This window comes from Clostridioides sp. ES-W-0016-02 (assembly GCF_020641035.1).
Taxonomy (GTDB): Bacteria; Bacillota; Clostridia; order Peptostreptococcales; family Peptostreptococcaceae; genus Clostridioides.
Genome location: NZ_CP061361.1, coordinates 3373005 through 3399399, shown reverse-complemented (window position 1 = coordinate 3399399; position 26395 = coordinate 3373005). Strand labels below are relative to the sequence as shown.

The 26395-nt window shown below is 29.4% G+C and carries 24 protein-coding genes; 16 read left to right on the top strand and 8 right to left on the bottom strand.

The features are described from left to right. The first annotated feature begins 85 nt into the window (after nucleotides 1-85). The 6 genes from IC758_RS15890 (at nucleotide 86) to IC758_RS15865 (ending at nucleotide 4559) form a co-directional block, all read left to right on the top strand. Nucleotides 86-790: a GntR family transcriptional regulator gene (locus IC758_RS15890; RefSeq protein WP_227433976.1), complete on the top strand. Its 705-nt coding sequence runs from the start codon at nucleotides 86-88 to the stop codon at nucleotides 788-790. 203 nt (nucleotides 791-993) lie between these two features. Continuing rightward, complete coding sequence (locus tag IC758_RS15885; RefSeq protein ID WP_227433977.1) at nucleotides 994-1305, top strand: PTS sugar transporter subunit IIB; 312 nt, start codon at nucleotides 994-996, stop codon at nucleotides 1303-1305. 21 nt (nucleotides 1306-1326) lie between these two features. Beyond that, complete coding sequence (locus IC758_RS15880; protein WP_227855200.1) at nucleotides 1327-2091, top strand: hypothetical protein; 765 nt, start codon at nucleotides 1327-1329, stop codon at nucleotides 2089-2091. A 74-nt stretch (nucleotides 2092-2165) separates the two neighbouring features. Beyond that, nucleotides 2166-3476 carry a 6-phospho-beta-glucosidase gene (locus IC758_RS15875; RefSeq protein ID WP_227433979.1) on the top strand — a complete coding sequence of 437 codons (1311 nt, stop codon included), beginning with the start codon at nucleotides 2166-2168 and terminating at the stop codon, nucleotides 3474-3476. 22 nt (nucleotides 3477-3498) lie between these two features. Beyond that, on the top strand, nucleotides 3499-4230 hold the full coding sequence (gene chbG / locus IC758_RS15870; RefSeq protein ID WP_227433980.1) for a chitin disaccharide deacetylase: 732 nt from the start codon (nucleotides 3499-3501) through the stop codon (nucleotides 4228-4230). Nucleotides 4231-4241: 11 nt separating this feature from the next. Beyond that, nucleotides 4242-4559, top strand: coding sequence for a PTS lactose/cellobiose transporter subunit IIA (locus IC758_RS15865; protein ID WP_227860585.1), 318 nt, complete (start codon nucleotides 4242-4244; stop codon nucleotides 4557-4559). A gap of 122 nt (nucleotides 4560-4681) precedes the next feature. On the opposite strand, the gene IC758_RS15860 is transcribed toward IC758_RS15865, so the two are convergent. Next, nucleotides 4682-5146: a hypothetical protein gene (locus tag IC758_RS15860; RefSeq protein WP_227846026.1), complete on the bottom strand. Its 465-nt coding sequence runs from the start codon at nucleotides 5144-5146 to the stop codon at nucleotides 4682-4684. A 280-nt stretch (nucleotides 5147-5426) separates the two neighbouring features. Between IC758_RS15860 and IC758_RS15855 the strand changes: the two genes are divergently transcribed. The 5 genes from IC758_RS15855 to IC758_RS15835 all read left to right on the top strand — a co-directional run bounded on the left by IC758_RS15855 (nucleotide 5427) and on the right by IC758_RS15835 (nucleotide 10685). Next, nucleotides 5427-6365, top strand: a complete 939-nt coding sequence (locus IC758_RS15855; RefSeq protein WP_227433983.1) for an ABC transporter substrate-binding protein — start codon at nucleotides 5427-5429, stop codon at nucleotides 6363-6365. A 129-nt stretch (nucleotides 6366-6494) separates the two neighbouring features. After that, a complete protein-coding gene (locus IC758_RS15850; RefSeq protein ID WP_227433984.1) occupies nucleotides 6495-7508 on the top strand; it encodes a FecCD family ABC transporter permease in 1014 nt (337 codons plus the stop codon). Nucleotides 7509-7513: 5 nt separating this feature from the next. Beyond that, nucleotides 7514-8536 carry a FecCD family ABC transporter permease gene (locus IC758_RS15845; protein WP_227860584.1) on the top strand — a complete coding sequence of 341 codons (1023 nt, stop codon included), beginning with the start codon at nucleotides 7514-7516 and terminating at the stop codon, nucleotides 8534-8536. A gap of 14 nt (nucleotides 8537-8550) precedes the next feature. After that, nucleotides 8551-9333 (top strand): ABC transporter ATP-binding protein, encoded by a 783-nt coding sequence (locus tag IC758_RS15840; protein ID WP_227433986.1) that lies wholly within the window; start codon nucleotides 8551-8553, stop codon nucleotides 9331-9333. 11 nt (nucleotides 9334-9344) lie between these two features. After that, nucleotides 9345-10685: an MATE family efflux transporter gene (locus IC758_RS15835; protein ID WP_227860583.1), complete on the top strand. Its 1341-nt coding sequence runs from the start codon at nucleotides 9345-9347 to the stop codon at nucleotides 10683-10685. Nucleotides 10686-10747: 62 nt separating this feature from the next. Here IC758_RS15835 and IC758_RS15830 read toward each other — a convergent pair whose 3' ends face one another. The 7 genes from IC758_RS15830 to IC758_RS15800 form a co-directional block, all read right to left on the bottom strand. After that, nucleotides 10748-11941 (bottom strand): GGDEF domain-containing phosphodiesterase, encoded by a 1194-nt coding sequence (locus tag IC758_RS15830; protein WP_255630993.1) that lies wholly within the window; start codon nucleotides 11939-11941, stop codon nucleotides 10748-10750. Nucleotides 11942-11995: 54 nt separating this feature from the next. Next, nucleotides 11996-13030, bottom strand: coding sequence for a cache domain-containing protein (locus IC758_RS15825; protein ID WP_227860582.1), 1035 nt, complete (start codon nucleotides 13028-13030; stop codon nucleotides 11996-11998). A 355-nt stretch (nucleotides 13031-13385) separates the two neighbouring features. Further along, entirely contained in the window at nucleotides 13386-14549 is a 1164-nt protein-coding gene (locus IC758_RS15820; protein ID WP_227824348.1) for a UxaA family hydrolase, read from the bottom strand. Nucleotides 14550-14561: 12 nt separating this feature from the next. Beyond that, the gene (locus tag IC758_RS15815) at nucleotides 14562-14837 is read right to left on the bottom strand and encodes a UxaA family hydrolase (protein ID WP_009891186.1); all 276 of its coding nucleotides are present in this window, start codon (nucleotides 14835-14837) and stop codon (nucleotides 14562-14564) included. Between the two features lie 20 nt (nucleotides 14838-14857). Beyond that, nucleotides 14858-15832, bottom strand: a complete 975-nt coding sequence (locus IC758_RS15810) for a 2-keto-3-deoxygluconate permease (RefSeq protein WP_227434334.1) — start codon at nucleotides 15830-15832, stop codon at nucleotides 14858-14860. A gap of 267 nt (nucleotides 15833-16099) precedes the next feature. Further along, entirely contained in the window at nucleotides 16100-17992 is a 1893-nt protein-coding gene (locus tag IC758_RS15805; RefSeq protein ID WP_227434335.1) for a sigma 54-interacting transcriptional regulator, read from the bottom strand. Between the two features lie 199 nt (nucleotides 17993-18191). Further along, nucleotides 18192-19406 carry an NAD(P)/FAD-dependent oxidoreductase gene (locus IC758_RS15800; RefSeq protein ID WP_227482047.1) on the bottom strand — a complete coding sequence of 405 codons (1215 nt, stop codon included), beginning with the start codon at nucleotides 19404-19406 and terminating at the stop codon, nucleotides 18192-18194. Nucleotides 19407-19637: 231 nt separating this feature from the next. Here IC758_RS15800 and IC758_RS15795 point away from each other — a divergent pair, with 231 nt between their 5' ends. The 5 genes from IC758_RS15795 to IC758_RS15775 all read left to right on the top strand — a co-directional run bounded on the left by IC758_RS15795 (nucleotide 19638) and on the right by IC758_RS15775 (nucleotide 26230). Next, nucleotides 19638-21020: a TldD/PmbA family protein gene (locus tag IC758_RS15795; RefSeq protein WP_227482048.1), complete on the top strand. Its 1383-nt coding sequence runs from the start codon at nucleotides 19638-19640 to the stop codon at nucleotides 21018-21020. A gap of 11 nt (nucleotides 21021-21031) precedes the next feature. Further along, nucleotides 21032-22381 carry a TldD/PmbA family protein gene (locus IC758_RS15790; protein ID WP_227860581.1) on the top strand — a complete coding sequence of 450 codons (1350 nt, stop codon included), beginning with the start codon at nucleotides 21032-21034 and terminating at the stop codon, nucleotides 22379-22381. 179 nt (nucleotides 22382-22560) lie between these two features. Next, nucleotides 22561-23094, top strand: coding sequence for a ferritin-like domain-containing protein (locus IC758_RS15785; RefSeq protein ID WP_227434339.1), 534 nt, complete (start codon nucleotides 22561-22563; stop codon nucleotides 23092-23094). An 83-nt stretch (nucleotides 23095-23177) separates the two neighbouring features. Then, entirely contained in the window at nucleotides 23178-23987 is an 810-nt protein-coding gene (locus IC758_RS15780) for an alpha/beta fold hydrolase (protein WP_227434340.1), read from the top strand. Nucleotides 23988-24184: 197 nt separating this feature from the next. Continuing rightward, nucleotides 24185-26230 (top strand): sigma-54 interaction domain-containing protein, encoded by a 2046-nt coding sequence (locus IC758_RS15775; protein WP_227860580.1) that lies wholly within the window; start codon nucleotides 24185-24187, stop codon nucleotides 26228-26230. The last annotated feature ends 165 nt before the right edge of the window (nucleotides 26231-26395 follow it).

Here is a 26395-nt window from a genome sequence, read left to right as displayed (position 1 = left end):
TATATTAAATGTATAGACATTTTGTTTGTTTGTATATAAAATTAACTTATCATATAAAAGTTCGAATTGATTAGGAGTGAATTAAATGAAAGAACCAATTTATAAAGTTATAGAAAATCATGTAAGAGAATTAATAAATTCAGATAGTTTGAAAGAAGGGGATTTAATCCCATCTGAAAAGCAATTAAGTGAAGAATTTAATGTGACTAGAATGACTGTAAGGTCAGCATTAAATAATTTAGTTAAGGAAGGTTATATAACTAGGCAAAGAGGTGTAGGAAGTATAGTACTCGCAAATAAAATATACGATAATATATCTTCTGTAAGTGGATTTACTAAGGAGATGGAAAGTAAAGGCTATAAAGTATCTAATATATTGGTATCTCTTGAAATAGTTCAAGCAGATGAAGAATTATCAAGTAAATTGAATATTAGCTTAGGAGAAAATGTATGGGAGATAAAAAGAGTAAGATTGGCAGATGAAACGAGGGTTTCATATATGATTACATATATGCCAGTTAAGTTATTTCCAAATTTAAATAAAATTCATTGTGAAAATTCACTTTATAATTTTGTGGAAGAAGTATGTGGATATAAAATAGCTATGTCAGAGAGAGAAGTACAAGCTGTAATATCAAATGAGGAATGTATGACTAATTTAGAAATTGAAGAACCAGAAGCACTTTTATATATAAATCAAGTTTGTAAGTTGCAAAATAGTGAGGTTTTTGAATACTCACACACATATCATCATGGATATACTTTAACTTTAAGTGCTGTTGTCGAATAAAAATTAAGAAAAAATGAAAAAGTTTTCTTGAAATGTATATACATTTGATATATAATAATATCAAGAAATAAATGTATATACATTTAAAAATAAAATATATACATTAAAATAAAAATTAATAAATAAGGACACTTTAAATGTATAGTTTAAAGATATTGTGACTTAAAAAGATACTTAATAAATTCTAATTTGGAGGTAAGAAAATGATAAAAATAATGTTAGCTTGTTCAGCAGGAATGTCAACTAGTTTATTGGTTACAAAAATGGAGAATGCCGCGAAGGAAAACGGTATAGAAGCAAAAATATGGGCTATATCAGAAGTGAACTTAAAAAATGAAATAGAAAATTGTGATGTCTTACTTTTAGGACCTCAAGTTAGATATGTATTAGGAAAAGCAACTGAAATGGCAAAACCATATAATATTCCAGTAGAAGTTATAAATATGATGGATTATGGAAGATGTAATGGGAAAGCTGTCCTAGATAGAGCAGTGGAGTTAAATAATTCAAAATAAAGTTGTACTGGAGGATGTAAAATGGAAAAATTCATGTCATTTATGGATAAATATATAGTGCCTGTAGCTGCAAAGGTAGGAGCTCAAAGGCACTTAGTAGCAGTAAGGGATGCATTTATAGCAATGATACCTATAACTATGGTAGGTGCATTGGGAACATTGATAAACAACTTGCCATTAGAAGCATATAAAAATCTGATGGCAAGTATATTTGGAGAAAATTGGACTATGTTTGGAGGAGACCTTTGGTGGGGAGCTATAGGTACGATGGCAGTATTTTTAGTAATAGGTGTTGCCTATTTCCTAGCAAAGTCTTATGAAAGTGATGGATTACAAGCTGGGCTTATAGCACTATCTATCTTTTTTATAATGGCTCCACAAATTGGTAAGATAGTTCCAGAAGGTGGTACTAGCGCAGTTGAAGGATGGGGAATGATACAACAGACTTACTTAGGAACAGCAGCAATATTTAACATAGGAGAACCATTAATATTTGGGCTTCCAATAGTTTTAAATCCTATTTTTATGATTCCATTTGTACTTGCACCAGTAGTATGTAGTGCTGTATCATATTTAGCAATAGATTTTGGATTAGTAGCACCAGTAATTTTACCTAAAATACCTTGGGTAACACCTCCTATATTAGGTGGGGCAATGGCTACAGGTGATTGGACTGGAGGAGCTTTAGCACTATTTAATTTAATATTGTCAATATTAATATATATTCCGTTTGTTATAGCATCTGAAAAAATGGAAGCTAAAAAATTAACAAAAATTGACAACTAGGTAATTTTATTCGGCAATAAATAGATAAAGTTTTATAATATATACTAAATTATAAGTAAGGATGGTATAATGAGATGAAAAATGGGCTAAAAATAGTTACAATTGGAGGAGGTTCAAGTTATACTCCTGAACTTGTAGAAGGTTTTATAAATAGATATAAGGAGCTACCTGTAAAGGAGTTATGGCTTGTAGATATAGAAGATGGAAAAGAAAAACTAGAGATAGTAGGAAATCTAGCTAAAAGAATGGTAAAAAAAGCTGGAATAGATATGAAAATAAATCTTACTTTAGATAGAAGAGAAGCTTTAAAAGACGCAGATTTTGTAACAACACAACTCAGAGTAGGTCTTTTAGATGCAAGAATTAAAGATGAAACTATTCCTTTATCTCATGGAGTTATGGGACAGGAAACTAATGGTGCAGGTGGGTTGTTTAAAGCTCTTCGTACAATACCAGTTATATTTGATATAATAAAAGATGTGGAAGAATTATGTCCAAATGCATGGATGGTGAACTTTACAAATCCAACAGGAATAATAACAGAAGCTGTATTCAAATACACTAACTTTAAAAAATATATAGGTCTATGCAATGTACCAATTCATTTAAAAAATGATGTAGCTAAACTATTCAATGTAGAAAGTGATAGAATAAGTATGGATTTTGCAGGTCTTAATCATATGGTTTATGGTCTTAATGTAGCTTTAGACGGAGAAGATGTTACAAAAGAAGCAATAGATAAATTTGTTAAAGCAGATATAAGTATGCAAAATATAAAGGCAATTGATTTTAATGCTGATTTTATAAAATCTTTAGGTGCTATACCTTGCCCATATCATAGATATTATTATAAAACTAAAGAAATGCTTGAAGATGAGTTAATAGAGTTTAAAGAGGGAAAAGCTAGAGGTCAAGTGGTTAAAGAATTAGAAGAACAATTATTTGAACTATATAAAGATGAAAAGCTAGATATAAAACCACCTCAACTTGAAAAAAGAGGAGGAGCTTATTATAGTGATGCTGCTTGTAATCTAATAAGTTCTATCTACAATGATAAAAAAGACATCCAAGTAGTTAATACATTAAATAATGGGGCTATAAGAGACTTTAAAGATGAGCAGGCGGTAGAAGTAAGTAGTGTAATAACAAAAAATGGACCAAGACCATTAAGTATAGGCTATTTACCAGATTCTGTACATGGGTTAGTAAGTCAAATTAAGTCATTTGAAGTTTTAGCAGCCAAAGCAGCTGTATATGGAGATTATGAATCTGCTTTATTGGCACTTTGTATAAATCCATTGATTCCATCGGATGATTTGGCAAAAACTATATTAGATGAAATGTTAGAAGCTCATAAAGATTATCTTCCTAGATTTAATAGATAGTTTATAGAAAGTAGGTTATGGTATGACTAAAATTATAATAAATGCAGATGACTTTGGATATTGCGAAGCTGTGAATTATGGTATAATATCAGCTCATAATAATGGAATAGTTAAGTCCACATCTATGATGGCAAATATGCCTGGTGTAGAACATGGAGTAAAGCTACTTAAAGAAAATAGAGATTTAAATTGTGGAGTTCATATGACTTTAAGTTGTGGTAGACCATTATTGTCTAACTTAAAAACTATTGTTGATAAAGAAGGTTTTTTTATTAGAAGAATTACAGACGAAATTATTAAAAAAATGGATTATGATGAGATTTATGAAGAACTTTGTGCTCAAATAGAGAGAGTAAAAGAACTTGGAATAGACATATCTCATTTAGATAGTCATCATCATATTCATACTTTAGTAAATTTAAAACCAGTAATAGAGAAAATTGTAAATAAGTATAATCTTCCAATAAGAGGAGGGTTTGAATACGATTTAGAGTATTCAAAAATAGTTCCATTAATAGATAGCTTTTATAAAGAAAATGTGAGTGAAGAGTATTTTATAAAAAATATAGAAGAAATAATGAAGTATGATGTAGTGGATATTATGTCTCACCCAGCTTTTTTAGACGATTATATTTTAAATTCTACATCTTATGCAATTGATAGAACAAAAGAGCATAAAATACTTACATCTAAAAAAGTCAAAGAGTTTTTGAGAGAAAATGGATTAGTCATATCAAGCTATAGAGATATTTAGGAGGTATACAGATGGATGAGAAGATGATAGAAATATCTTTTGGAATAATTGGATTTGCAGGCGATGCAAAAGGTCTAGCTTTTGAAGCTATAAAAGAAGCAAAGAACGGAAATATAGATGAAGCTAGAGAGTGTATTGAAAAGTCAAAAGAGTCAATTCATAAAGCACATAAGTTCCAAACAGAGTTAATACAAAATGAAGCTAATGGTAATAAAACTGAAATGAGTGTTATATTAGTTCATGCACAAGACCATTTAATGACATCTATGAACTTTCAACAACTAGCAGAAGAATTTGTAGATTTGTATGAAAGATTGGAAAGCAAGTAGTCTAATTTAACTATTATGAAAGAGTGTTTTTAATAATTTCTATAATTATTAAAAACACTCTTTTTTATTAAAATATGTTAAAAAGTTATAACTTAGCAATTTATTATTCTTTTATTAATGTTCTAAAATTTAGATTTCTCGTAATTGTAAGGTATACTAGTACCTACAACTACATCTTCAATTTTTTCAATAATAAGCCAATCATCCATATTTCCTTGATGGTCGAAATCAAGAGGTGTTATTTCTTGAACATTTTCAAATTCAACTAAGCATAAGCATTTTTTATGCCAACGAACTTTTTGCTTATCAGATAAATTTAGTTTTGGTTGATTTTCATCTAGAACTTTACAAATTTCGTCTTCTGTTAATTTAATATAGTTGTCTACTTTTTTAACAGTAGCTTTTGCAGAAATTCTTGAAGTTCCTTTTTCCATAAAATAAAGTAACTCTTCTTGAAATACTCTGCTATGTGGTATTTTTCTACCAGCAGCACCTCTAATTACCATTGTCTTCGTTCCAGCCAAAATTTTATCTAATACCTTTTCTCCTTTTTTACCTGCATTATCACAATATACTAAATGTACCACGCTTTAAATCCTCCTTACTAAATTACTATTCTGTATCTTGCATTTTATCATTGTTTAACTGAAAAGTCATTCTATTTATTATATTTACATAAAGAACAGATATAAAATTTATTGTTCAATGAAAGAAAACCTTATCTATAGTATATTTAATTAAGATTAATTAGGAATTTTTATCCTTTTGCAAAATAATATTGACTAAAACTAGAAAAATGCTATAATAAATATGTGCTTATGATAATCAATATCATGTAAGTATAATAAACAAGTAGGAGAAATAATCATGAAAAAAATAAAATCATTAGCAATATTTATATCTATTATAACTACGTTAGTACTTGTTACGGCATGTTCAGATAGTAACACAGATAATAAAGAAAAATCAGATACAAGAGTTGTACAATCTGTTAAGGGAGAGGTGAAGATACCATCAAATCCTAAAAAAATAGTTGATATATCAGGAAGTAGTGAGGAATTGTTAATAGCTGGTCATAAACCTATTGCAACAGCAAATGTAGACTCATATGAAACTGATAAATTGCCAAGTTACATAAGAGAAGAACTTAAAGATGTAAAGATAGTAGGTCACTCTATGATGGATACTATGGATATGGAAGCTATATTAGAAGCAAATCCAGATTTAATAATAATGAGTCAAAGACAAGAAAAAATCTATGACCAATTAAAAGAAATAGCTCCTGTAGTCATGATGAAAGATTATGCAAATGACTGGAGAAGTAAGTTAACTGATGTTTCAAAAATATTTGATAAAGAAGACGAAGCTAAGGATTGGTTACAAAAGTATGATGAAAAAGCTACAAAACTAGGTAAAGAAGTTGTAGAAAAAAATGGAGAAAAAACTTATTTACCAGTATTAGCAAGTTCGGGACAATTTATGGTGTTTAGTGATGGAGGAATTGGAACTTTAATTAATGATGATATGAAATTAGCTAGACCTAAAAATATGCCAAAGCAAGATGGAATAACATTGCCAATGGTAAGTATGGAGGGTCTTACAGATATAGATGCAGACCATATAATTGTGATAGCTACAGAATCAGATAAAAAAGATTTAGAAAATAGTGCTATATGGGCTCAAATGAGAGCAGTAAAAGATGGAAATGTAACAATACTTGATGCAGCTCCATTTTTCAGCCAATCATATAATCCAATTGGAAAAGAGTTGTTATTAGAATCAGTTAAAAATGAATTAACAAAGTAATTCTTAACTTATTAGGTGTGAGATAATGATGTTCATTTTTCACACCTATTTTTAATAAGTTTAAAATCATAAAATACTTAATAAATATATTACTGCACTGGAATTAAAAGGGAAAAGGAGGTAGGATAATTGACTACACTTAGTAAAAAAAATCTGACTTATTCGTTGATATTAATAAGTATAGTTGCACTTGTATTTGGAATTGTATTATCCATAACTATTGGGGCTAAAGATATGAATCTATCGACTGTTATAAGTAGTTTAATAAATATGGAAGATGGAATAAATATGAGAATAGTGAAGGATGTTAGACTTCCAAGGGCAATAGCAGCAGCACTTGTTGGAGGATTTTTAGCAGTTTCAGGTGCTATAATGCAAGGAATAACAAGAAATCCTATAGCTGAACCTTCTGTTATAGGAATTACACAGGGAGCTACATTTGCTATTGCAATATCATTAGTACTTCAACAAAAATTTCCTAAACTTATACATGGGAACTTTAGTGTAATGATATTTGCATTTATTGGAGCAAGTATAAGTGGTTTATTTATATATTTTGTAAGTTCAAAATCAAGAGGAAGAGTTAATAATGTAAAATTAGCTCTTGCAGGGGTAGCTCTTGGTACATTGTTAATTTCTTTGGCCTCTGCAATATCTATGTACTTTAATCTATCTCAGCAATTAAGTTTTTGGATATCAGGAGGACTTGTAGGCGTAACGTGGGAAGGTATAAAGCTATTATTTATAGTTGGAGGTATTGGATTTATCCTATCTATGATTATGGCCCCAAGAATAACTATCCTAAGTCTTGGAGAAGAAGTGGCAATAGGGTTAGGGCAAAAAACTGACATTGTTAGATTTATATGTATAGTATTAGTAATATTAATGACTGGAGCATCTGTTTCAGTATCAGGTAATATTATTTTTATAGGTCTTATAGTTCCTCAGATAGCTAAAGGAATAGTAGGCTCAGATTATAAGTATATAATACCAAGTTCTTTGGTTCTAGGAGCTGTGCTACTTGTATATACGGATATATTAAGTAGAATGATAAATCCTCCATATGAGACTCCAGTGGGCTCTATAACAGCTCTTATAGGAGTTCCAATATTTATATATCTTGTTAGAAAGGGGAATAAATAGGTGCTATGAAAAATATTATAAAAACAAATTCTAAAACTTTACTTGTTATTTCAATTTTAATGGTACTTATTTTTATTGCTTTTCTAGTTAGTTTAAATTTAGGTTCATTTTCTATAGAACCAATGGATGTCATAAAGACTTTTATAGGACAAGGTCAACGTAATCATGAAATTGCAATATTTAAACTGAGATTGCCAAGGATAATAATAGCTTTATTGGTTGGTTCAGCATTATCAACAGCAGGTGTAATACTTCAAGGAGTTACAAAGAATGATTTGGCTGACTCTGGAATTTTGGGTATAAATTCAGGAGCAGCATTATTTGTAGTAGTTTATATATATCTTATGAATGGTAATGTTTATGAAGGTATGAGTAATCTCACTGTATTTACAATGCCAGTTGTTGCACTTGTAGGAGCTTTGTTTGGAGCATTTTTGATATATTCTCTTGCATGGAAAGGTGGAATAAATTCATCAAGGTTACTACTGATTGGTATAGGTGTAAATATAGCTTTTACTTCAATTTTGACGATATTTCAATTGAAATTTACAACACAAGAATTTAATAGAGTTATGGTATGGACATCAGGTAGCATTTGGGGAACTAGTTGGAAATATGTAATAGCTGTACTTCCATTTATAGTGATTTTTATGGGAATAACTATGTATAAGGCTAAGTATATTGATGTTTTGAACTTAGGTGATGAAGTGTCTACAAGTCTTGGTGTAGATGTGGAGAAGCAAAGAAGAAGACTCATAATATATGCAGTAATTTTATCTGGTGTATCAACATCAGTAGCAGGTAGTATTTCGTTTTTAGGTTTAATAGCACCACACATAGGAAGAAAGATAATAGGTCCAAGACATAAAAGACTAATACCAGTATCAGCGCTGATAGGTACATTATTACTTTTGGTGGCAGACACTATATCTAGAAATCTTCTTGCTCCTATAGAAATACCAGTAGGTATAGTTGTATCCATAATAGGAGTACCATACTTTATTTATTTAATGTTGTCAAATGATTAGGAAAGGGTGTTATTATGAATTGTATAAATACTAAAAATCTAAATGTATCATATGGAAATACCGATATTATAAAAGATTTAAATTTAAATATACCAAAAGGAAAAATAACTACTATAATAGGGGCTAATGGTTGTGGAAAGTCTACAATACTTAAAACAATAGGGAGAATTATTAGCCCTAAAAATGGAAGTATATATATAAATGGAGAAGATATATATAAGAAAAAATCTAAGGAGATAGCGAAAAGTATGGCTGTACTTCCACAAAGCCCTCAAGCTCCTAGCGGGCTTACTGTTTCAGAGCTAATTTCATATGGAAGATTCCCTCATAAAAGTGGATTTGGAAATTCTAGTAGAGAAGACAGAGATATTGTAAATTGGAGCTTAGAAGTTACTGGAATTTCAGAATTTAAGGATAGAAATATGGAAGATTTGTCAGGCGGACAAAGACAAAGAGCATGGATAGCTATGGCTTTGGCACAAGAGACTGATATACTTTTGTTAGATGAGCCTACAACATATTTAGATTTAGCTCATCAATTAGAAATACTAAAATTATTAGAGGAATTAAACAAAAAACAAGGAAGAACTATTGTCATGGTAATACATGAACTTAATAACGCAGCACGATTTGCTGACCACATGATAGGTATTAAGAAAGGTAAGATAGTTTGTCAAGGTAATGCATACGATGTTATGACAAAAGACAATCTGAAGGAGTTGTTTAATATCGATGCAGAGATAGCTACAGACCCAAGGACAAATAAACCAATTTGTATAACTTATGACATGGTATAAATGGTGACAACATGGAAAATCAAGAAGCATTAAGACATGAAAAAATATGGATTTTATTATTTAGATACTCAATACCTGCAATAATAGCTATGATGGTAACATCGCTTTACAATGTAGTAGATAGAGCCTTTATTGGTTCTATGGAAGGAGTTGGGTCTATAGCTATTGCAGGACTTGGTGTAACTATGCCAGTGTTTACACTGATAATAGCTTTTGGAATGTTAGTATCAGTAGGTGCTAGTACAAGCTTGTCTATAAAGCTAGGAGAAAGAAATAAAAAAGAAGCAGAAAAAATATTGGGTAATGCCCTTACACTATCTATAATTATTTCTATAATTATAACTGTATTAGGATTAGTTTTTTTAGAAGACATACTTTTTCTTTTGGGAGCAAGCAAAGATTCAATATCTTATGCAAAAGATTATATGAGTGTTATATTGCTTGGAACTCCATTTAATCTAATTGCATTTTCTTTAAATAATGCAATTAGAGCAGAGGGAAATCCTAAGTTAGCAGCTAGAACAATGATAGTAGGTTGTATACTAAATTTGATATTAGACCCAATATTCATATTTGTGTTTAACTTAGGTATAAAAGGAGCAGCTATAGCAACTGTACTCTGTCAAGTAGTGGTGTTTACTTGGGTAGCCCATTATTTTATAAGAGGAAAATCTAATTTAAAATTAAAAAAATACAATTTAAAATTAGATACAAATATAACCAAAAAAATATTTGCAATAGGTATGACACCATTTGCAATGGAAGTAGCTATAAGTATAACTCATGTATTTACTAATAACTCTCTAAAGGCTTATGGTGGAGATTTAGCTATTGGAGCTATGACAGCTCTTACATCTATTTTATTGATGTTTATGATGCCTGTATTTGGTCTAAATCAAGGTATGCAAACTATAATATCATATAATTATGGAGCAAAGCAATTTGAACGTACAAAGAAAACCTTAATATTGTCTATCATAGTATCTATAGTTATATTATCTTTTGGATTTTTAGTAGTGCAGGTATACCCTGAAGTATTTGTTGGCATATTCAATAAAGATTCAAATCTAATGGAAATAGCTGTAAGAGGTATAAATATAAATTTAATCACTTTACCTATAATGGGGATTTCTATTATTGGGCCTGTGTATTTTCAATGTGTGAGTAAAGTTAAACATTCTATGTTTTTGACTCTTTTGAGACAGTTTATTTTATTTATACCATTAATTATTGTACTTCCAATTCGATTTAATTTAGATGGAGTTTGGTTAGCACAGCCAATTGCAGATTTTATTGCTATGATAATTGTATTATTGTTCTTAAGACGAGAATTTAAGATGAATCAAGCATAAAATGTTGAAAAATAAAAAGTCCTGTCTCAAAATGATTAAAATCATTTTATAGAGACAGGATATTATTTTACAGCATCGTTTGTATTGACTTCATCTAGTGTTTTTCCAAAAGTCATTTTTTCAAATATTTCTTGAGGTATAGGTTTAGAAAAAACATATCCTTGTATCATATCACAATTAATTTTCTTTAGATATTCCATCTGTAAGATTGTTTCAACACCCTCTGATACACTATTCATATTTAATTTTTTTGCTAGCTCAACTACAGATTCTATTACATAATTTTCAGATACATTATCTGCGTTGGGAGAACTAAAAAATGCTCGGTCAAGTTTTAGAGTATCAACTTTTATTTCTTTTAGCATGTTAAGTGAAGAATATCCACTTCCAAAATCATCTAGTGAACATTGAAAACCTTCCTCATGGATTTGGTCTATTACATTGAGTAACATTTGTAAGTTATCAAAGATGAGTGTCTCAGTTAATTCGATTTCCAAAAGTTTAGCAGGGACATCGTATTTATCACGAATTGTTTTGTATTTTTCTAAAAAATCTTTATTATTTAAATGAGCACGTGAAAAATTAACTGAAATAGGTATTGGAGTTTCCCCATTATCTATCCATTTTCGTATCATGGCACACGATTTTTCAAACACATAATGGTCAAGTTTGATGATGAAGCCATTTTTTTCAAAAAAAGGAATAAAATCATTTGGTGGAATAAGACCTCTATCTGGGTCTTGCCATCGCACTAATGCTTCTGCACCTACAATATTATTGTTTTTAAGGTTTACTTTAGGTTGGAGATAGACTACAAATTCATTATTATCTAATGCTTCTTCCATTCTATTTTCCATTTCTTTTTCTTTAAGCATTCTCAAACGTTCTAAATCACTATAAAATACACATGTGTAAAGTGGATGAGTTACAGTATTTCCTTTAATGTTTTTTCGTGCTACATTTGCACGGTCTTGAATTGATACTAGTGGTATATTTGGGTCATCAATTTTATAGACACCTATGGAAAGAGCTATAAAATATTTACATTCTTTATCTTTGTTGAAACTGTTAATATCATTTGTAATATTTTCTATGTACTTAAGAATTTCTTTTTGTGAAATAGTTTTAATAAGAATATTAAACTGGTCATTAGAAACTCTACAAAGTAATTCTTCTCGTTCCAAATAATTAGCAATTACATCATGTATATATTTTAATGTTTTATCTCCAGCATCACTACCAAAAGAATCATTAATAAGTTTGAATTTATTAATATTTATAGATACTAATGAATAGGTTCCTGCTGAAGTTTATTCTATGATTGCTTTAGCTTCCATATCAAAACGTGCCTTACTATAGCCTTTAGTTACAGGGTCTACATAGGCGATTTTTATAAGTTGTTCTCTATTTTTGCGATTTATAAATATAATTAATATGATAAGTAATAAAAATAATATAATAATTAAAATGTTGATAAAGACTGCTTTTTTTAGAAGTAAATCAAACTGTGCATTTGCTACTTTTACTGGAACAATTGAAAGTAGATATAGGTTTTCCTCTTCCAGAGGAACATAGTGCATAGCTTTATAAATACCATCATCCAATGTAAAGTACATAGAACCTTTTTTGTTCTCTTTTAAATTTGTCTTCATTTCTCTAAGAGTATCTTTACCAGTATAGCTTCCATGTTTTTTAATTGTGTCAAAAAAGTTTACAACATTTTTTGGTGCGTTTTTGTTGTCTGAACTTACAATGAAATTTCCATTTTTGTCAATGATTTGAGAAAATCCTTCACCACCAAAACTCTCCACGCTTAGTAACATTCTCATAGTATCAAGAGTATTCCAAGCAGTAATAGCTCCAGTTATTTTATCATCTTCATAAAGTGGTACAGAATATAAAATTCCATATATACCAGATTGAGATTTGATTGGAGTAATTGTCTCCTCACCTTGAAGCGCTTTTCTATAAAAATACTGCTCTTTAACATTACCTGTACTTTCATCAGTGCCTATAAAATTCCCACTAGAATCAGCAACACCTAACCAATCAAACTTCAGTAATTCTGATTTTTTAGATAAATATTCAGTGACATTTTTATTGTTATCACTAAACTGAAAGTAAGTATCTCCTATAGAGTATAATATTTTAAATATACTTTTACATTTTTCATTAATTGTAGTGGAGACACTCTCTGAGATTTCTGTAAGATACCGTTCTGTTTCACGATGAGTTACTTTACGCAGTGTCATAACAAAAGAAACACAAACTAAGGACACAATTATAAGGAGTGTTAGCAATAAGGTAATTATTATTTTTTTATTTTGTACGCTTTTAGTATACATTTTTTATGTTCCATCCTCCATCCTTTATTGGCTTACAAAGAAGACTCCTCTCAGACATATTATACCAAATATTTCTATCTGTGAAGGTACTAAATTTTATCTTTACGTCTATTCTTATGTAAATTATTTTAAAAAGTAGAGAAGCTATTCTTATAATTTATACTGGAATTTAATTAAATAATATTGTTATGAATTAGAATATTTTATAAATAAAAAAAGAACTGTTTTCAAAATTATTTTAACTATTTTGATACAGTCCTTTTTGAGGTTGAAAAAACATTTATAAAGGATTTTTAATTTATAGTATATGTACAAATATTGAATTCATAAAACAATACCTTATATTTATTACAAACTAGAAAGTAGATGCAATTCTGTAAATACCAAATTCTCTATGGCCAAGGCTTTCAGCTTTAGTGTGTTTACCATTACATACTTCCACTATTTCATCGAATATTTCCTTACCTATATCTTTAATTTTAGCGCCCTCTGTTATAATTCTACCTGCATTTATATCGATATTATCTATCATTTTATTGTATGTATCACTGTTTCCAGTAATTTTAATAACTGGCGAAATTGGGCTTCCTGTTGGAGTACCTCTACCAGTTGAGAAGATTACAATCTGTGCACCACCTGCCACCATACCAGTGATAGAATCTATATCTTGACCTGGAGTATCCATAAAATATAAACCTTTTTTATCTGAAGGTAAAATTTCAGCATATTCAAGAGCACCCTTGAATGGTTTGTTCCCTGCTTTATACATACAGCCAAGTGATTTTTCTTCAATTGTTGATAATCCACCAGCTTTATTACCTGGAGTAGGTTGACCACTACGTAAATCTTCTCCCATAGTAATTGCTCTTTTTTCTACATCATTTACAAATTTAAGAAATTTTTCTTTCATGTTTTCATCTTCAAAGCGAGTAGCCAATAAATGTTCTGCACCAATTACTTCTGTAGTCTCACTTAATATACTACTGCCACCCTCATCTATAAGAAGATTTGATGCAATTCCTATTGAAGGGTTTGATGCAATTCCACTTGTTGGGTCAGAACCACCACATTCAAGTGCCAATGTAATTTCGCTCATATCAAATTCAACTCTTACTTCTTTTGATATTTCACGAGCCATCTGACTTGCTATTTCAGCACCTTTAGCTATTGCTTTTAGTGTTCCACCACATTCTTGTATAACAACATAGTCGACTTTTTTTCCTGTTGTAGATATTTCAGATGCTAAATCTTTTGCTTGAATACCATCACATCCAAGTCCAACTACTAAAACAGCAGCTACATTAGGGTTTTTACCAAATCCTATCAATGTTTTTTCTGTAAGCTCTATATCAGAGCCAATTTGACAACATCCATGTTGGTGTGGGATAGCTATTGCTCCAGGAACAAGTGCTGCAACTCTTGTAGCTGTCTCACTTGAACAGACAGATGTTGGAATAACTAAAATATGATTACGAATACCATATTGTCCATTTTCTCTTAAATAACCCATTAGTTTCATTTTTATTACCTCCTATTTTTTATCTCCGCGACCACGCGTACTTTCAATATTATGTACATGAACATAGTCACCAGTTTTTATGTCAACTGTTGCAATTCCTATAATCTCTCCATATTTATAAACAACATCACCTTTTTTCACATCTTCTGTAGCCATTTTATGAAAAACAGGAATATTATCATTTACTATATAAGATTTTCCATCAATTGAAACTTTTTCACCTTTAACTAAAGGTCTAACACATGTAACTAGATTGTCTTTTTCATTTGCATGAATAATTGCATTCATATTTTTACCTCCTAAAAATATTAGTTTACTTCTATGTTTTTATTTGTTTTAAAAATAGCTTTTTTTCTTTTTTCTCTTTTATCCAAATAGGAGACGAGCATTGGACAGCATATTGCTGTAACAATGATAGCTGCAGCAACTTGTACTGTTGAAACAGCCGCAATTGTAGCAAGTGTAGGGTCAATAGCGGCTAAAGCTTCAGGAGTACCAGCCGCATTACCTGCTGTCGTACCAGTAGCTGCACCTACTGCTGGATGTTCTGCACGTATAAGTTTCATTACAAAATATCCACCCATACCTGTTATTAGAGTTACAGCAAGACCTAGTATAACTCCAGGGAATCCAGCAGTTATAATTTGGTTAAAGTTTAATGCAGCTCCTAAAGGAAAAGCAAAGAAAGGTATTAACAATGTTGTACCAGGTGCAAGAAATTCTCGTATATCTTCATCGAGATTACCAAGTATAAATCCAAGTAATATTGGTATGAGTGCTGCAAATAAAGCTACTATAGGCACATTTGCAAGTCCAGTTACTCCAAAGGCAAGCATCGTAAAAAATGGACCATCATTTAGAGATAAGATAGATATCGCACCAACATCTGTAGAATCTCCATATTCACCAGCAAGAGCAGCAAAGAGACCTCCATTTGAATTAGTCATAGTAGCAACTATAGCAAGAGGTGTAATACCAATTATGCCTTTAGGCCCAATGAATTTACTAACAATAATACCTAGTACTGCACCAATTACAAATTTTGTTGCCGTGAGTACTATGCCCTTAGTCAAAGGTTTGCCTGCTTGTCTTATGTTGATTTGAGCGCCATTACATAGACAAAATAGAGCAAGTATACTCATTGCACCAGTTTTAAATAAGGAAGTTGTAAATCCTCCAATTTCAAGAGCCTGTGGACATACTGTATTAAATAGTGCTCCCAATAGCAGGGGACAGACCATAAGTCCTCCTGGTATCTTTTTCACCGATTTTAAGATATGCATCTAGTATCACTCCTTTTAATTTTTATATAAGTATTTAAAAGCAATTACTATGCCAATATAGGTGTTATATAGTTTTTATTTTTATAAGTATTTTTAATATTCGTATAAAATACTGTAGATTGCTTAGATTAAAAAAATTATATGGAAAAATGTAGCGAAAAAAATAATCTATTTATTATGTAGTAGAATTTTAAATAGAAATAAAGAAACGTTTTATGTATTAAAATTAAACATAAAACGTTTCGATATATTATATATGTATTATTTTTAAACATCACTTTCAATTTCTTTTAACTTTCTCCATAGGGTGGAGCGAGTGATTTTTAGTATTTCACAAGTTTTTGTAGTGTTTCTATTATTTTCATTATAGACTTTATAGATATATTTCTTTTCTAGTGTTTTTAAGTCTAAGTTATTACATTTAAAATCAGCCTTATCTGTATCATTTATAGTATTTGCATATTCACTATTGTATTTTTCTGATAAAATTGAATCAAATGATTCTATAATAACAGCTCTCTCGATTATTCCTTCTAATTCTCTTATATTTCCTTCATATTCTTTTTCAAGAAGAGCTTGTCTGATATTTGGAGTGATAATTAAAGGTATCTTATTGTATTTAGCTGAATATTTTTTTATGAAAAATTCTGATAATTTTATGATGTCTTCTTTTCTCTCCTTGAGTGAAGGAAGATACAATGTTAATATATTTATTCTAAAGTAAAGGTCTCGTCTAAATAAACCATCACGCATCATATCTTTTAAGTCTTTATTTGAAGCACAAATTATTTTTACATCTATGGGAATAACTTTATCACCACCAATTCTCATAACTTGCTTTTCTTGCAAGACTCTTAATAATCTTCCTTGAAGTTCAATTGGAATTTCACTTATTTCATCGAGAAAGATTGTTCCTTCATGTGCCAATTCAAATACACCTGTTTTTCCTTTTTTTCTTGCTCCTGTGAATGAGCCCTCCTCATATCCAAAGAACTCACTTTCTATTAAAGATGGAGGTATTGCAGCACAGTTTACAGCAACAAAAGGAGCATTTTTACGTTTGCTATAATTATGAATACTTTGACAAAATAACTCTTTACCAACACCAGATTCCCCTGTAATAATCATTGGAGTATCATAGCAAGCATATTTTTTTGCAACTTCTATACAGTCTTTTGTTTTTTCACTTGCATAGATTATATCATCAAATGTGTATTTAGCAGATAGACCTTTGTTTAATAGACTTCTTCTTATTGTATGCTCAAATGAACTTATTTCCTTACTGTCTTGAAATGTAGAAACTGCTCCTTGAATTTGACCATCAACGATAATTGGAACTCTATTTGTAATGATTTTTGTACTTCCTATATTCTGTATTTCACCAATTTGTGGTTCCATGGTTTCAACTACTTGAGGTAAAACTGTGTTTGGAATAACATCTATAACATTATGATAAAGTGCATTTTCTTTTTTTATACCAAATATTTTTTCAGCACTCTTATTAAATAATGTGATTTTAAAATTTTTATCAACTGTTATTATTCCATCATGTACAAAATCTGTCATAGCTTCTATCTGTAATCTTCTTTTTTGCTCATCTTTAGTTGCGTCGAGTATTTGTTCAGCTTGTTGAATGGCTCTAAGTATGTTTTCTTCTCTAGATTCAATTAATATTCCCTTACAATTAAGTCTTTCAACAATATGTGCAACAGTAGTATCACCTATATATGTATTGATGCCTTTTTTTCTATATTTTTCTATAGCATCATAAATTTCTTCTTCCTTTTCAATTTCAATCATCGTTATTTTCTTATTCAATATTTCTTCTATAATATCAAAGCCATATATAACATTATTAAATCCAATTATCCCAAATGGTTCATTTGAATTTTTAACTTCCTTATAGCTTTCTATAATATCATAAGCATCTACTTTAATCTCAACTATAGGTATGTTATATGTTTCTTTTAACATATTATAAGTTCCACCTCTACTTATGATAATTCTAGTACCATGGTTAATACTTTTTTCGGCAAGTGGTATTCCTTCTTTTAAATTACCAAATACAACATCAATGTTTGTATACTTATATTTTTTTACTATGTGAATCGATTTTTCATAGGTTCCTTTAGTAGGAGCAATAACAAGTATTTCTTTCATAATAATTCCTCCATATTTCATCAAATAAACTTAAAGATTATTATCATAACTAAATTTTATCAGTGATATTTTAATATTTTACTTTATATTTAATTCTAAATAAAGTATTTTTAAATAAATTATTATAAAAGACTGCCTAAAAATAAGATTTTAGAATTCTAAAGTTTTTTTAGTACAGTCTTTTAATATATAATAACATCTATTTGTCAAATCTATTTACCTTAAATAATCTCATATTTTTATCTTCTTCTCCAAGGTATAGCTTACTAAGCATTATACCTCCTAATATTGCAAAAAGTATTCCATTAGCTCCATAGCCTAAACAGTACCATAAGTTATGGTTTTTGTTATCAGGTCCAATAAAACCTAAGTTATCTAAAGTAGAAGCAAAGCAACCACAATACTTGTACTCAATTTGTATATCTTTTATATCCTTAAACATGCCCTTTAGCCTTTGTTCTAAAATATCATATTTTTTATTTGCTAAAGCCTCATCTTCTATATCACTAAAGTCTACATCTTCGCCACCTATAATCAATCTATTATCCTTAGTGGTTCTTAGATAATTATATGGGTCACAATTGTCTCTAATCAGAATATTGTCTTTCCAAGAATCAATATCTTTAAGTGGTTTTGTAGCTATATTAAAGGTATTAGATTTAGTTGCAAAATTTCTATTTGTAAATAAACTTGTATTATATCCTGTAGCCACAATTAGTTTTTTACCATAAACTTTATAACCATAAGACACTTCAGCTGTTACTTTATCATTTGAAAAGTCTATTTTTTTTACTTCTGTATTTTCATATACTTCAAGACCTTTTTTTAGACTTACATCAATGAGATGCTGACTATATTTATATGGGTCTAGTTCTCGTCCACCATTTTTTGCTATCAATCCTGACTTTAAATCAAAACCAAAAGGATTTGTAGATTCATCAATATACTCAACATCAAATCCATTTTCTTTTCTTAAATCATATTCTTCTTTTATAGCTTTTATTTCAAGTTTATTGGCAGTGTAAAGTAAAGTATCTCTTTTTGCATAATCACACTTATTTCCATGCAATTCTATAAATTTATCTAACTCTTCAAGTGCTGATACACAAAGATTATAAGCTTTTAAGGCATCAGTTAGAGTCATTACTTCTGTCAAATCTATCAAATTGTCATCCAATTCATACTGTAAAAGTGATGTGGTTACACTAGTACTTCCATGCGCAATCCTTCCTTTTTCAAGGATAACTGATTTTATATTATTTTTAGCTAAATAGTATGCACAAATACATCCTGTTACGCCGCCTCCAACGATTATAACATCTGTATCAATATCATCAGTAAGGTATGGAAATTGTCTTGGAATTTTATTTATACTGGTAAAAATAGGTTTACCTTTTACATATTCTTGATTCATATATTTCACTCCTAAAATTTATTATGTATGAGTGTATTATTTTCTATAGTAAATAATATTATACATTTTAATTTCTTATATAAATGGGTATGTATAAATAAAAATGTGATAACATTTTAGTGTAAAACATATGTATAATATATTCATAAGCAATTTGGTATATAATGATGATTAACAAGTAAAAAAGATTGAATAAAAGTTAAATAAAAATTTAAAATAGGAGGTAAATTTATGCTTTCAAAAGATATTGCTTCAAAGGTATTAGAAAAGTGTCTAGTTACTGGAGGAGATTTTGCTGAGATTTTTGAAGAAGACACTATAAATAATTCTATTGGCTTAATAGATAATAAAGTAGAAAATGCAATAGGTGGAAGAACCTATGGTATAGGAATAAGAATATTTAAAGGGTTAAAGAGTATATATGCTTATACAAGTGACAATTCATTAAATAGTTTGTTGGATGTAGCGTATAAAGCTGCTGTTGCATTAGGTAAATTGGAAGATGGAAAAAGTGTAATATTAAATGACAGTATTAAAATAAATAACATACATAATATAAAAATTTATCCAAATTCAATAGGTAATAGAGATAAAGTAAATGTTATGAAGGTTGCATATAAGAGTGCAAAAGAATTTAGTAGTGATATATCTCAAGTAAGTGTTAGCTATTCAGATAAAGACCAAAAAATATTAATTGCAAACACTGAAGGTATATATGTTGAAGATAGAAGAATAAGAACCAGACTGGGAATAAGTTCAATTGCATCTAAAGGTAATGAAAATCAAACTGGATTTGAAGGACCTGGAGGTTGTAAAGGATTTGAAATATTTGAAGATATAGACCCAGAATACTATGCAAAAGAATCAGCTAGAGTAGCACATACTATGTTGCATGCTAAAAATTGTCCAGCAGGTAATATGATGGTAGCAATAGATAATGGCTTTGGTGGAGTAATATTTCATGAAGCTTGTGGACATTCTTTAGAAGCTACATCAGTTGCAAAGGGAAACTCCGTATTTGCAGATAAATTAGGTCAGCAAATTGCATCTACGAAGATTACAGCTATAGATGATGGTACAATACCAAATTACTGGGGCTCTATGAATATAGATGATGAGGGAAATCCAGCTCAAAAAAATATACTGATTGAAAATGGGATTTTGAAGTCTTATATGATAGACAAACTTAATGGTAGACGAATGGGAATGAATCCTACAGGAAGTTCTCGTAGACAGAATTATAAATTTGCTCCTACTTCGAGAATGACTAATACTTATATTGCTGCTGGAGAAGATAAACCAGAAGATATTATAAAGTCAATACCAGATGGACTTTATGCTAAAAAAATGGGTGGTGGGTCTGTAAATCCTGTAACAGGAGAGTTTAATTTTGCAGTTTCAGAAGGTTACTTGATAAAAAATGGAGAAATACAAGAGCCAGTTAGAGGTGCTAGTTTAATTGGAAAAGGTAGTGATGTACTTATGAATATAGATATGGTTGGTGATAACTTAAAACAAGCTCAGGGTATGTGTGGTTCATCATCAGGAAGTATACCAACTAATGTAGGTCAGCCTATGATAAGGGTAAAAGAAATTACTGTAGGTGGAAGATAGGAGGGATAATTATGGAACTTAAAAGTTTTAAGGATATATTATTTAAAAAAGCTCTAAGTGAAGGATTTGAAGAGTGTGAAGTGTATTATTCCACAGGGGAAAATTTAAGTATAAATATATATGAAGGAGAAGTTGAGAAATACAATCTTGATAAGTCTTTTGGTTTATCTTTTAGAGGTAAGGTAAATGGAAAGGTAGGTTATTCTTATACAGAAATTTTAGATGATAAAGCTGTTGATATGTTGATAAAAAATGTAAAAGATGGGGTAAGAGCTATCGAAAATGAAGATGTACAATTTATATATGAAGGAGATAAGCACTATAATGATGTAAAGACTTATTCTAAAGAGTTAGAAAATTTAGAAGCAGATAAGTTGATTGATTTAGCTCTAGAAATGGAAAGAGAGACTAAAGCTTATTCAGATAAGGTAGTAAATTTATCTAGATGCACTATATCTTATTCTGTATCAAGTAATGGTATATATAATACTAAAGGTCTTGATTTAAGTAATAAAACTAATATGCTTATAGGGTTTGTAGTTCCTATCATAGAAGACAATGGACAAAAGTATGATGGAGTGGGATATAATATAGCAAATTCTATTGAAGAAATAAAGCCTTGTGAGATAGCAAAGCTTGGAGTTGAAAATGCTTTATCTAAAATAGGTGGAAAGAGTATACCATCAGGCAAATATAAAACTATATTGTTTAATGAAGCAATGGTATCTTTACTTAGTACATTTTCTGGAATATTTAATGCTGATTCAGCCCAAAAAGGATTATCTTTGTTGAAAGATAGAGAGGGAGATATGATAGCATCTCCTATAGTTACAATAGTTGATGACCCACTTTTAGAAAATGGTATGGCATCTACTCCTTTCGATGATGAGGGAGTAGCTACATTTAAAAAAGAAGTTGTTTCAAATGGAAAGCTTATAACTTTACTTCATAACTTAAAGACAGCCAATAAGGCAAATATAAAGACTACAGGAAATGGAATAAAATCTTCGTATTCATCACCTATAAGCATATATCCCACTAATTTTTATATAGAGAAAGGAGATAAATCTCTAGATGAAATTATGAAGGATATAGGTGAAGGATTGATGGTTATTAGTTTTGCAGGTCTTCATTCAGGGGCAAATTCAGTAACAGGAGATTTTTCTTTAGCAGCTAAAGGTTTTTATATTAAAGATGGTAAAAAAGCATTTCCAGTAGAGCAAATTACAGTAGCTGGTAATTACTTCGATTTATTAAAAGATATTGAAGTTATAGGAGACGATTTAGAATTTCCAATGAGTAGTATAGGTTCACCTTCAGTTGTTATTAAAGAGTTATCAGTAGCAGGAAAAGATGAATAGATACAGAAAATAATTGCACAAATATAAAGGTAAATATAAATCCATGTTAATTTTTATTAGCATGGATTTTTTATTAATTTAAGTTATTTATTAAACCCTAACTATCCTAATAAAGTTATATGTCAAAGCTTTGATGAATACAATTAATATCATATGCTAATTTTAAAGGAGGATGTATTATGAGTGATGCACATTACGATATGCACAAGAGAAAGGGCTACTCAAGTGATGAGCCGTATCCAGAAATAAAAGTTTTAGGGCCGAATAAGTATTATGCAGAGCTATTAATGGATGATTATTCTGGTGTAGCGAGTGAATTTACAAGTGTAACCCAGTACTTATACCATGACTTTGATTTAGATGAAAATTATAGAGAACTGAGTGAAATGTGGATAAATATATCTATAACAGAAATGTTACATATGGAGATATTAGCAAAGACTATAAGATTATTGGGTGGAAATCCTATATATAGAGGTTCGACAAGTTCTTGTGGTGCATATTGGAATGGTGGTTTTGTATTTTATGGAGATTCTATTTGTAGTAGATTAAAATCGGATTTACATTTAGAGTATGTGGCTATTGAGAATTATTACAAGGATATAAGTATTATTGAAGACCCTTATATAAAAGCTATATTAAATAGAATAATTTTAGATGAAAAGGTCCATGTAGGTTTGTTTAAAAAAGCAATAGAAAAGTATTGCAGATAAACTCGAAAGTTTATTTATTCATCATTTTATTCATATATATAAAATGACTATCATACATTTTCTTGAAGGGAGTTGCTATTGATATGTATTATGTATATGTAAATGATATAAATATAGCAGTTTATGATTTAAATCCGAGTGCTAAAAAAACAGTACTTTTTATACATGGCTGGCCATTAGGACATAAGATATTTGAATATCAAACAAATATATTACCAAAACTCGGATATAGAACCGTTTCAATTGATTTAAGAGGGTTTGGTAAGTCTGCTGCAACATCAGGAGGGTATAATTATAGTCAATTAGCAGATGATATTTATAAGGTGGTACATGCCATTGGATTAAGAGATTTTACCCTTGTTGGTTTTTCAATGGGAGGAGCAATTGTACTTAGATATATGAGTCTGTTTCATGGCTATGGAGTATCAAAATTAGCATTACTTGCTGCTGCTGCACCATCGTTTGTACAAAGACCTCCAGAGTTTCCATATGGTATGACACGTGAGGATGTTAATAAACTGATAGCTCAGGCATGTACTGATAGACCAGAAATGGTAAGTAATTTTGGAGAAAAAGTGTTTGCATCGAATCCATCAGAAAGCTTTAGAAGGTGGTTTAACGACATTGGTTTTAGTGCATCAGGTATTGGAACTATTGGAACAGCTGTATCTTTAAGAGATGAAAAATTGTTTAATGATTTAAAATGTGTAAGAGTGCCTACTGGTATATTTCATGGGAAATTAGACCAAGTATGCCCATATGAATTTGCAGTTTTTATGAATGAAAAAATAGAGGATTCAACTTTATATACTTTTGAGTATAGCGGTCATGCAATATTCTATGATGAACTTAAACTATTTAATCAAGAATTCTTGCAGTTTTTAGAGGAATAGAAATATCTTATTAATAATTAAAAATATGGTGATATTATATAAAATGGTATAGATTAAATTCTATACCATTTTATTTTTGAGTAGAAAATATTACCAAATAGTATAAAATATGATTTTTAAGATTTAAAATTTTTTTAAAAAGTGCTACAATAGACCAAATTATTAGTTTCTATATTAACTAAACAGGAGGTGATGGTATGAAAAAACATAATATTTTATTTGTATCAACTGATGACAAAATAAATATAGATATCTCAAAACAATTAGAAAATATATTTGGAGAATTTTGTAATATAGATAATTTAGTCTATATGGATAGCATAAATATTGAACTATTAAAGTATGAACTTATAGTGTGTTCAGATAATGAGATAAAAGAGCATATACACAATAATATCGATAAAAATATACCTATTGTAATAGTACATCGTACAATAAATATTGAAAATATAAACCAGATAATAAGTATAGAAAATGATTCTGAAGTTATGGTTATAGATGATTATAAAGAGTCAGCAGATGAAACAGCCAAGATAATTAGAAAATTAGGATTAATTCATATTAATTTAATACCATATTATCCAGGATGTGATAAGTCTAAATGTGAGATTGGAATTATTACAGGAAGTAGAAATAGAGTACCACAGAACTTAAAGCAAATAATAGATATAGGTGCTAAAATAATAGATATAAATACAGTTATAGAAATCTTTACAAAACTTAATATATCTATAGATAAATTACATATTATCAAAGAAAAATATAATGAAGACACAGTAAGTGGATATAGATACTATACAACTATGAATAAAACTATGAAGAGTTTTTTGGAGATTATCGATGAAGGGATTGCTTCTATTGATAAATTAGGGAAGTTTATATATTGCAATAAAGTATTTTCTAATCTAGTTGGAGTAGACCAAAATCAGATTATATCTAATAATTTTATGGATTTATTTAGTGATAAAATTATCAAAAAAATATTTTTTCAAGAGGATGAAGTCAGTGATGAAGTAGTAAGCCTAAATAACAAAAAACTCATAATTAATAAAGTAAATGTGTATGAAAATAATGAGCGAATAAAAAGTATTATAAGCATTAAAGATATAAGTGCAATTCAGATGCTTGAGGATAAGATTCAAAATAAATTTCAGACAAAGGGATTTGTATCAAAGTACACATTTGAGAATGTTGTAGGTGAGACTAAAATAATAAAAGAAAAAATTAATATCGCAAGAAAGATAGCATCTACAGATTTTTCTGTGTTGATACTTGGAGAAAATGGAACAGGAAAGGAAATATTTGCTCAGGCAATACATAATGAATCTCTAAGAAAAGACAAGCCGTTTGTTGCAGTTAATCTATCTTCTTTGTCAGATACACTTATTGAAAGTGAGCTTTTTGGCTATGAAGAAGGAAGTTTCACAGGTGCGATAAAAGGCGGAAAAATAGGGATATTTGAAAGAGCGCATACAGGAACAATTTTTTTAGATGAGATAGGTGATATATCTCTAGAGGTACAGCAAAGATTGTTGAGAGTCTTACAAGAAAAAGAAGTTATGAGAATGGGTGGAAGTAAAATTATACCAGTAGATGTTAGGATTATAGCTGCTACAAATAAGGATTTAAAGAAAAAAATTAAAGAAGGTTCTTTTAGGGAAGATTTGTATTATAGGATTAATGTATTACATATAGAAATACCAAGGCTTAGAGAGCGTAAGGAAGATATACCTCTTATAAGTAAGTATTTTTTGGATGAAATAAATAGTAATAAATGTTTTACAGAAAAATCAATGCAAGTATTAAAATTGTATGAGTGGCCAGGTAATGTAAGGGAGCTTAAGAATTTGATTTATTATATTGACACTATAGTGGAGGAAGATAGAGTAGACTATGAGCATTTGCCAGAACAATTTAAATTTGAAAATAACAATACTTTAGTTAATGAAAATTTTGATTCAATTATATTGGATTTCAAACAATCAAATTTCTTTAATGAAAGTATTTGTATATTGATGAGTATAGAAACTTGGAATAATAAAAATATATCATTAGGAAGAAATAAATTACAAGAAATCTTAAAAGAAAAAAGTATGACATTAAGTGTAGACCAAATTAGAAAAAAAATAGATAAATTAAAAAATCATGGATTGCTGTCATCTGGAGTAAAAAAACAAGGGAGTTTTATAACTGATGAAGGAAAGAATTTTATATCATATATAAAATTTAAGGGGGAAATATAGGGGGATATAAATGTAAAATCCCCTAAAAACTCCCTATAATAATCTTAAATAAGTAAAATTATTTTAAATATTGAGATAATTTTAAAAATATTAAATTAAAAATAAAAAATATTATTTCTAATAAACAGTAGTAAATCATCACTTTACTACTGTTTTTATTTTTGA

What these genes read in the sequence shown, in the direction of transcription:
- IC758_RS15890 (WP_227433976.1), top strand. Translation starts at nt 86, where the DNA reads ATGAAAGAACCAATTTATAAAGTTATAGAAAATCATGTAAGAGAATTA.
- IC758_RS15885 (WP_227433977.1), top strand. Translation starts at nt 994, where the DNA reads ATGATAAAAATAATGTTAGCTTGTTCAGCAGGAATGTCAACTAGTTTA.
- IC758_RS15880 (WP_227855200.1), top strand. Translation starts at nt 1,327, where the DNA reads ATGGAAAAATTCATGTCATTTATGGATAAATATATAGTGCCTGTAGCT.
- IC758_RS15875 (WP_227433979.1), top strand. Translation starts at nt 2,166, where the DNA reads ATGAAAAATGGGCTAAAAATAGTTACAATTGGAGGAGGTTCAAGTTAT.
- chbG (WP_227433980.1), top strand. Translation starts at nt 3,499, where the DNA reads ATGACTAAAATTATAATAAATGCAGATGACTTTGGATATTGCGAAGCT.
- IC758_RS15865 (WP_227860585.1), top strand. Translation starts at nt 4,242, where the DNA reads ATGGATGAGAAGATGATAGAAATATCTTTTGGAATAATTGGATTTGCA.
- IC758_RS15855 (WP_227433983.1), top strand. Translation starts at nt 5,427, where the DNA reads ATGAAAAAAATAAAATCATTAGCAATATTTATATCTATTATAACTACG.
- IC758_RS15845 (WP_227860584.1), top strand. Translation starts at nt 7,514, where the DNA reads ATGAAAAATATTATAAAAACAAATTCTAAAACTTTACTTGTTATTTCA.
- IC758_RS15840 (WP_227433986.1), top strand. Translation starts at nt 8,551, where the DNA reads ATGAATTGTATAAATACTAAAAATCTAAATGTATCATATGGAAATACC.
- IC758_RS15835 (WP_227860583.1), top strand. Translation starts at nt 9,345, where the DNA reads ATGGAAAATCAAGAAGCATTAAGACATGAAAAAATATGGATTTTATTA.
- IC758_RS15825 (WP_227860582.1), bottom strand. Translation starts at nt 13,030, where the DNA reads ATGTATACTAAAAGCGTACAAAATAAAAAAATAATAATTACCTTATTG.
- IC758_RS15820 (WP_227824348.1), bottom strand. Translation starts at nt 14,549, where the DNA reads ATGAAACTAATGGGTTATTTAAGAGAAAATGGACAATATGGTATTCGT.
- IC758_RS15815 (WP_009891186.1), bottom strand. Translation starts at nt 14,837, where the DNA reads ATGAATGCAATTATTCATGCAAATGAAAAAGACAATCTAGTTACATGT.
- IC758_RS15810 (WP_227434334.1), bottom strand. Translation starts at nt 15,832, where the DNA reads ATGCATATCTTAAAATCGGTGAAAAAGATACCAGGAGGACTTATGGTC.
- IC758_RS15805 (WP_227434335.1), bottom strand. Translation starts at nt 17,992, where the DNA reads ATGAAAGAAATACTTGTTATTGCTCCTACTAAAGGAACCTATGAAAAA.
- IC758_RS15800 (WP_227482047.1), bottom strand. Translation starts at nt 19,406, where the DNA reads ATGAATCAAGAATATGTAAAAGGTAAACCTATTTTTACCAGTATAAAT.
- IC758_RS15795 (WP_227482048.1), top strand. Translation starts at nt 19,638, where the DNA reads ATGCTTTCAAAAGATATTGCTTCAAAGGTATTAGAAAAGTGTCTAGTT.
- IC758_RS15790 (WP_227860581.1), top strand. Translation starts at nt 21,032, where the DNA reads ATGGAACTTAAAAGTTTTAAGGATATATTATTTAAAAAAGCTCTAAGT.
- IC758_RS15785 (WP_227434339.1), top strand. Translation starts at nt 22,561, where the DNA reads ATGAGTGATGCACATTACGATATGCACAAGAGAAAGGGCTACTCAAGT.
- IC758_RS15780 (WP_227434340.1), top strand. Translation starts at nt 23,178, where the DNA reads ATGTATTATGTATATGTAAATGATATAAATATAGCAGTTTATGATTTA.
- IC758_RS15775 (WP_227860580.1), top strand. Translation starts at nt 24,185, where the DNA reads ATGAAAAAACATAATATTTTATTTGTATCAACTGATGACAAAATAAAT.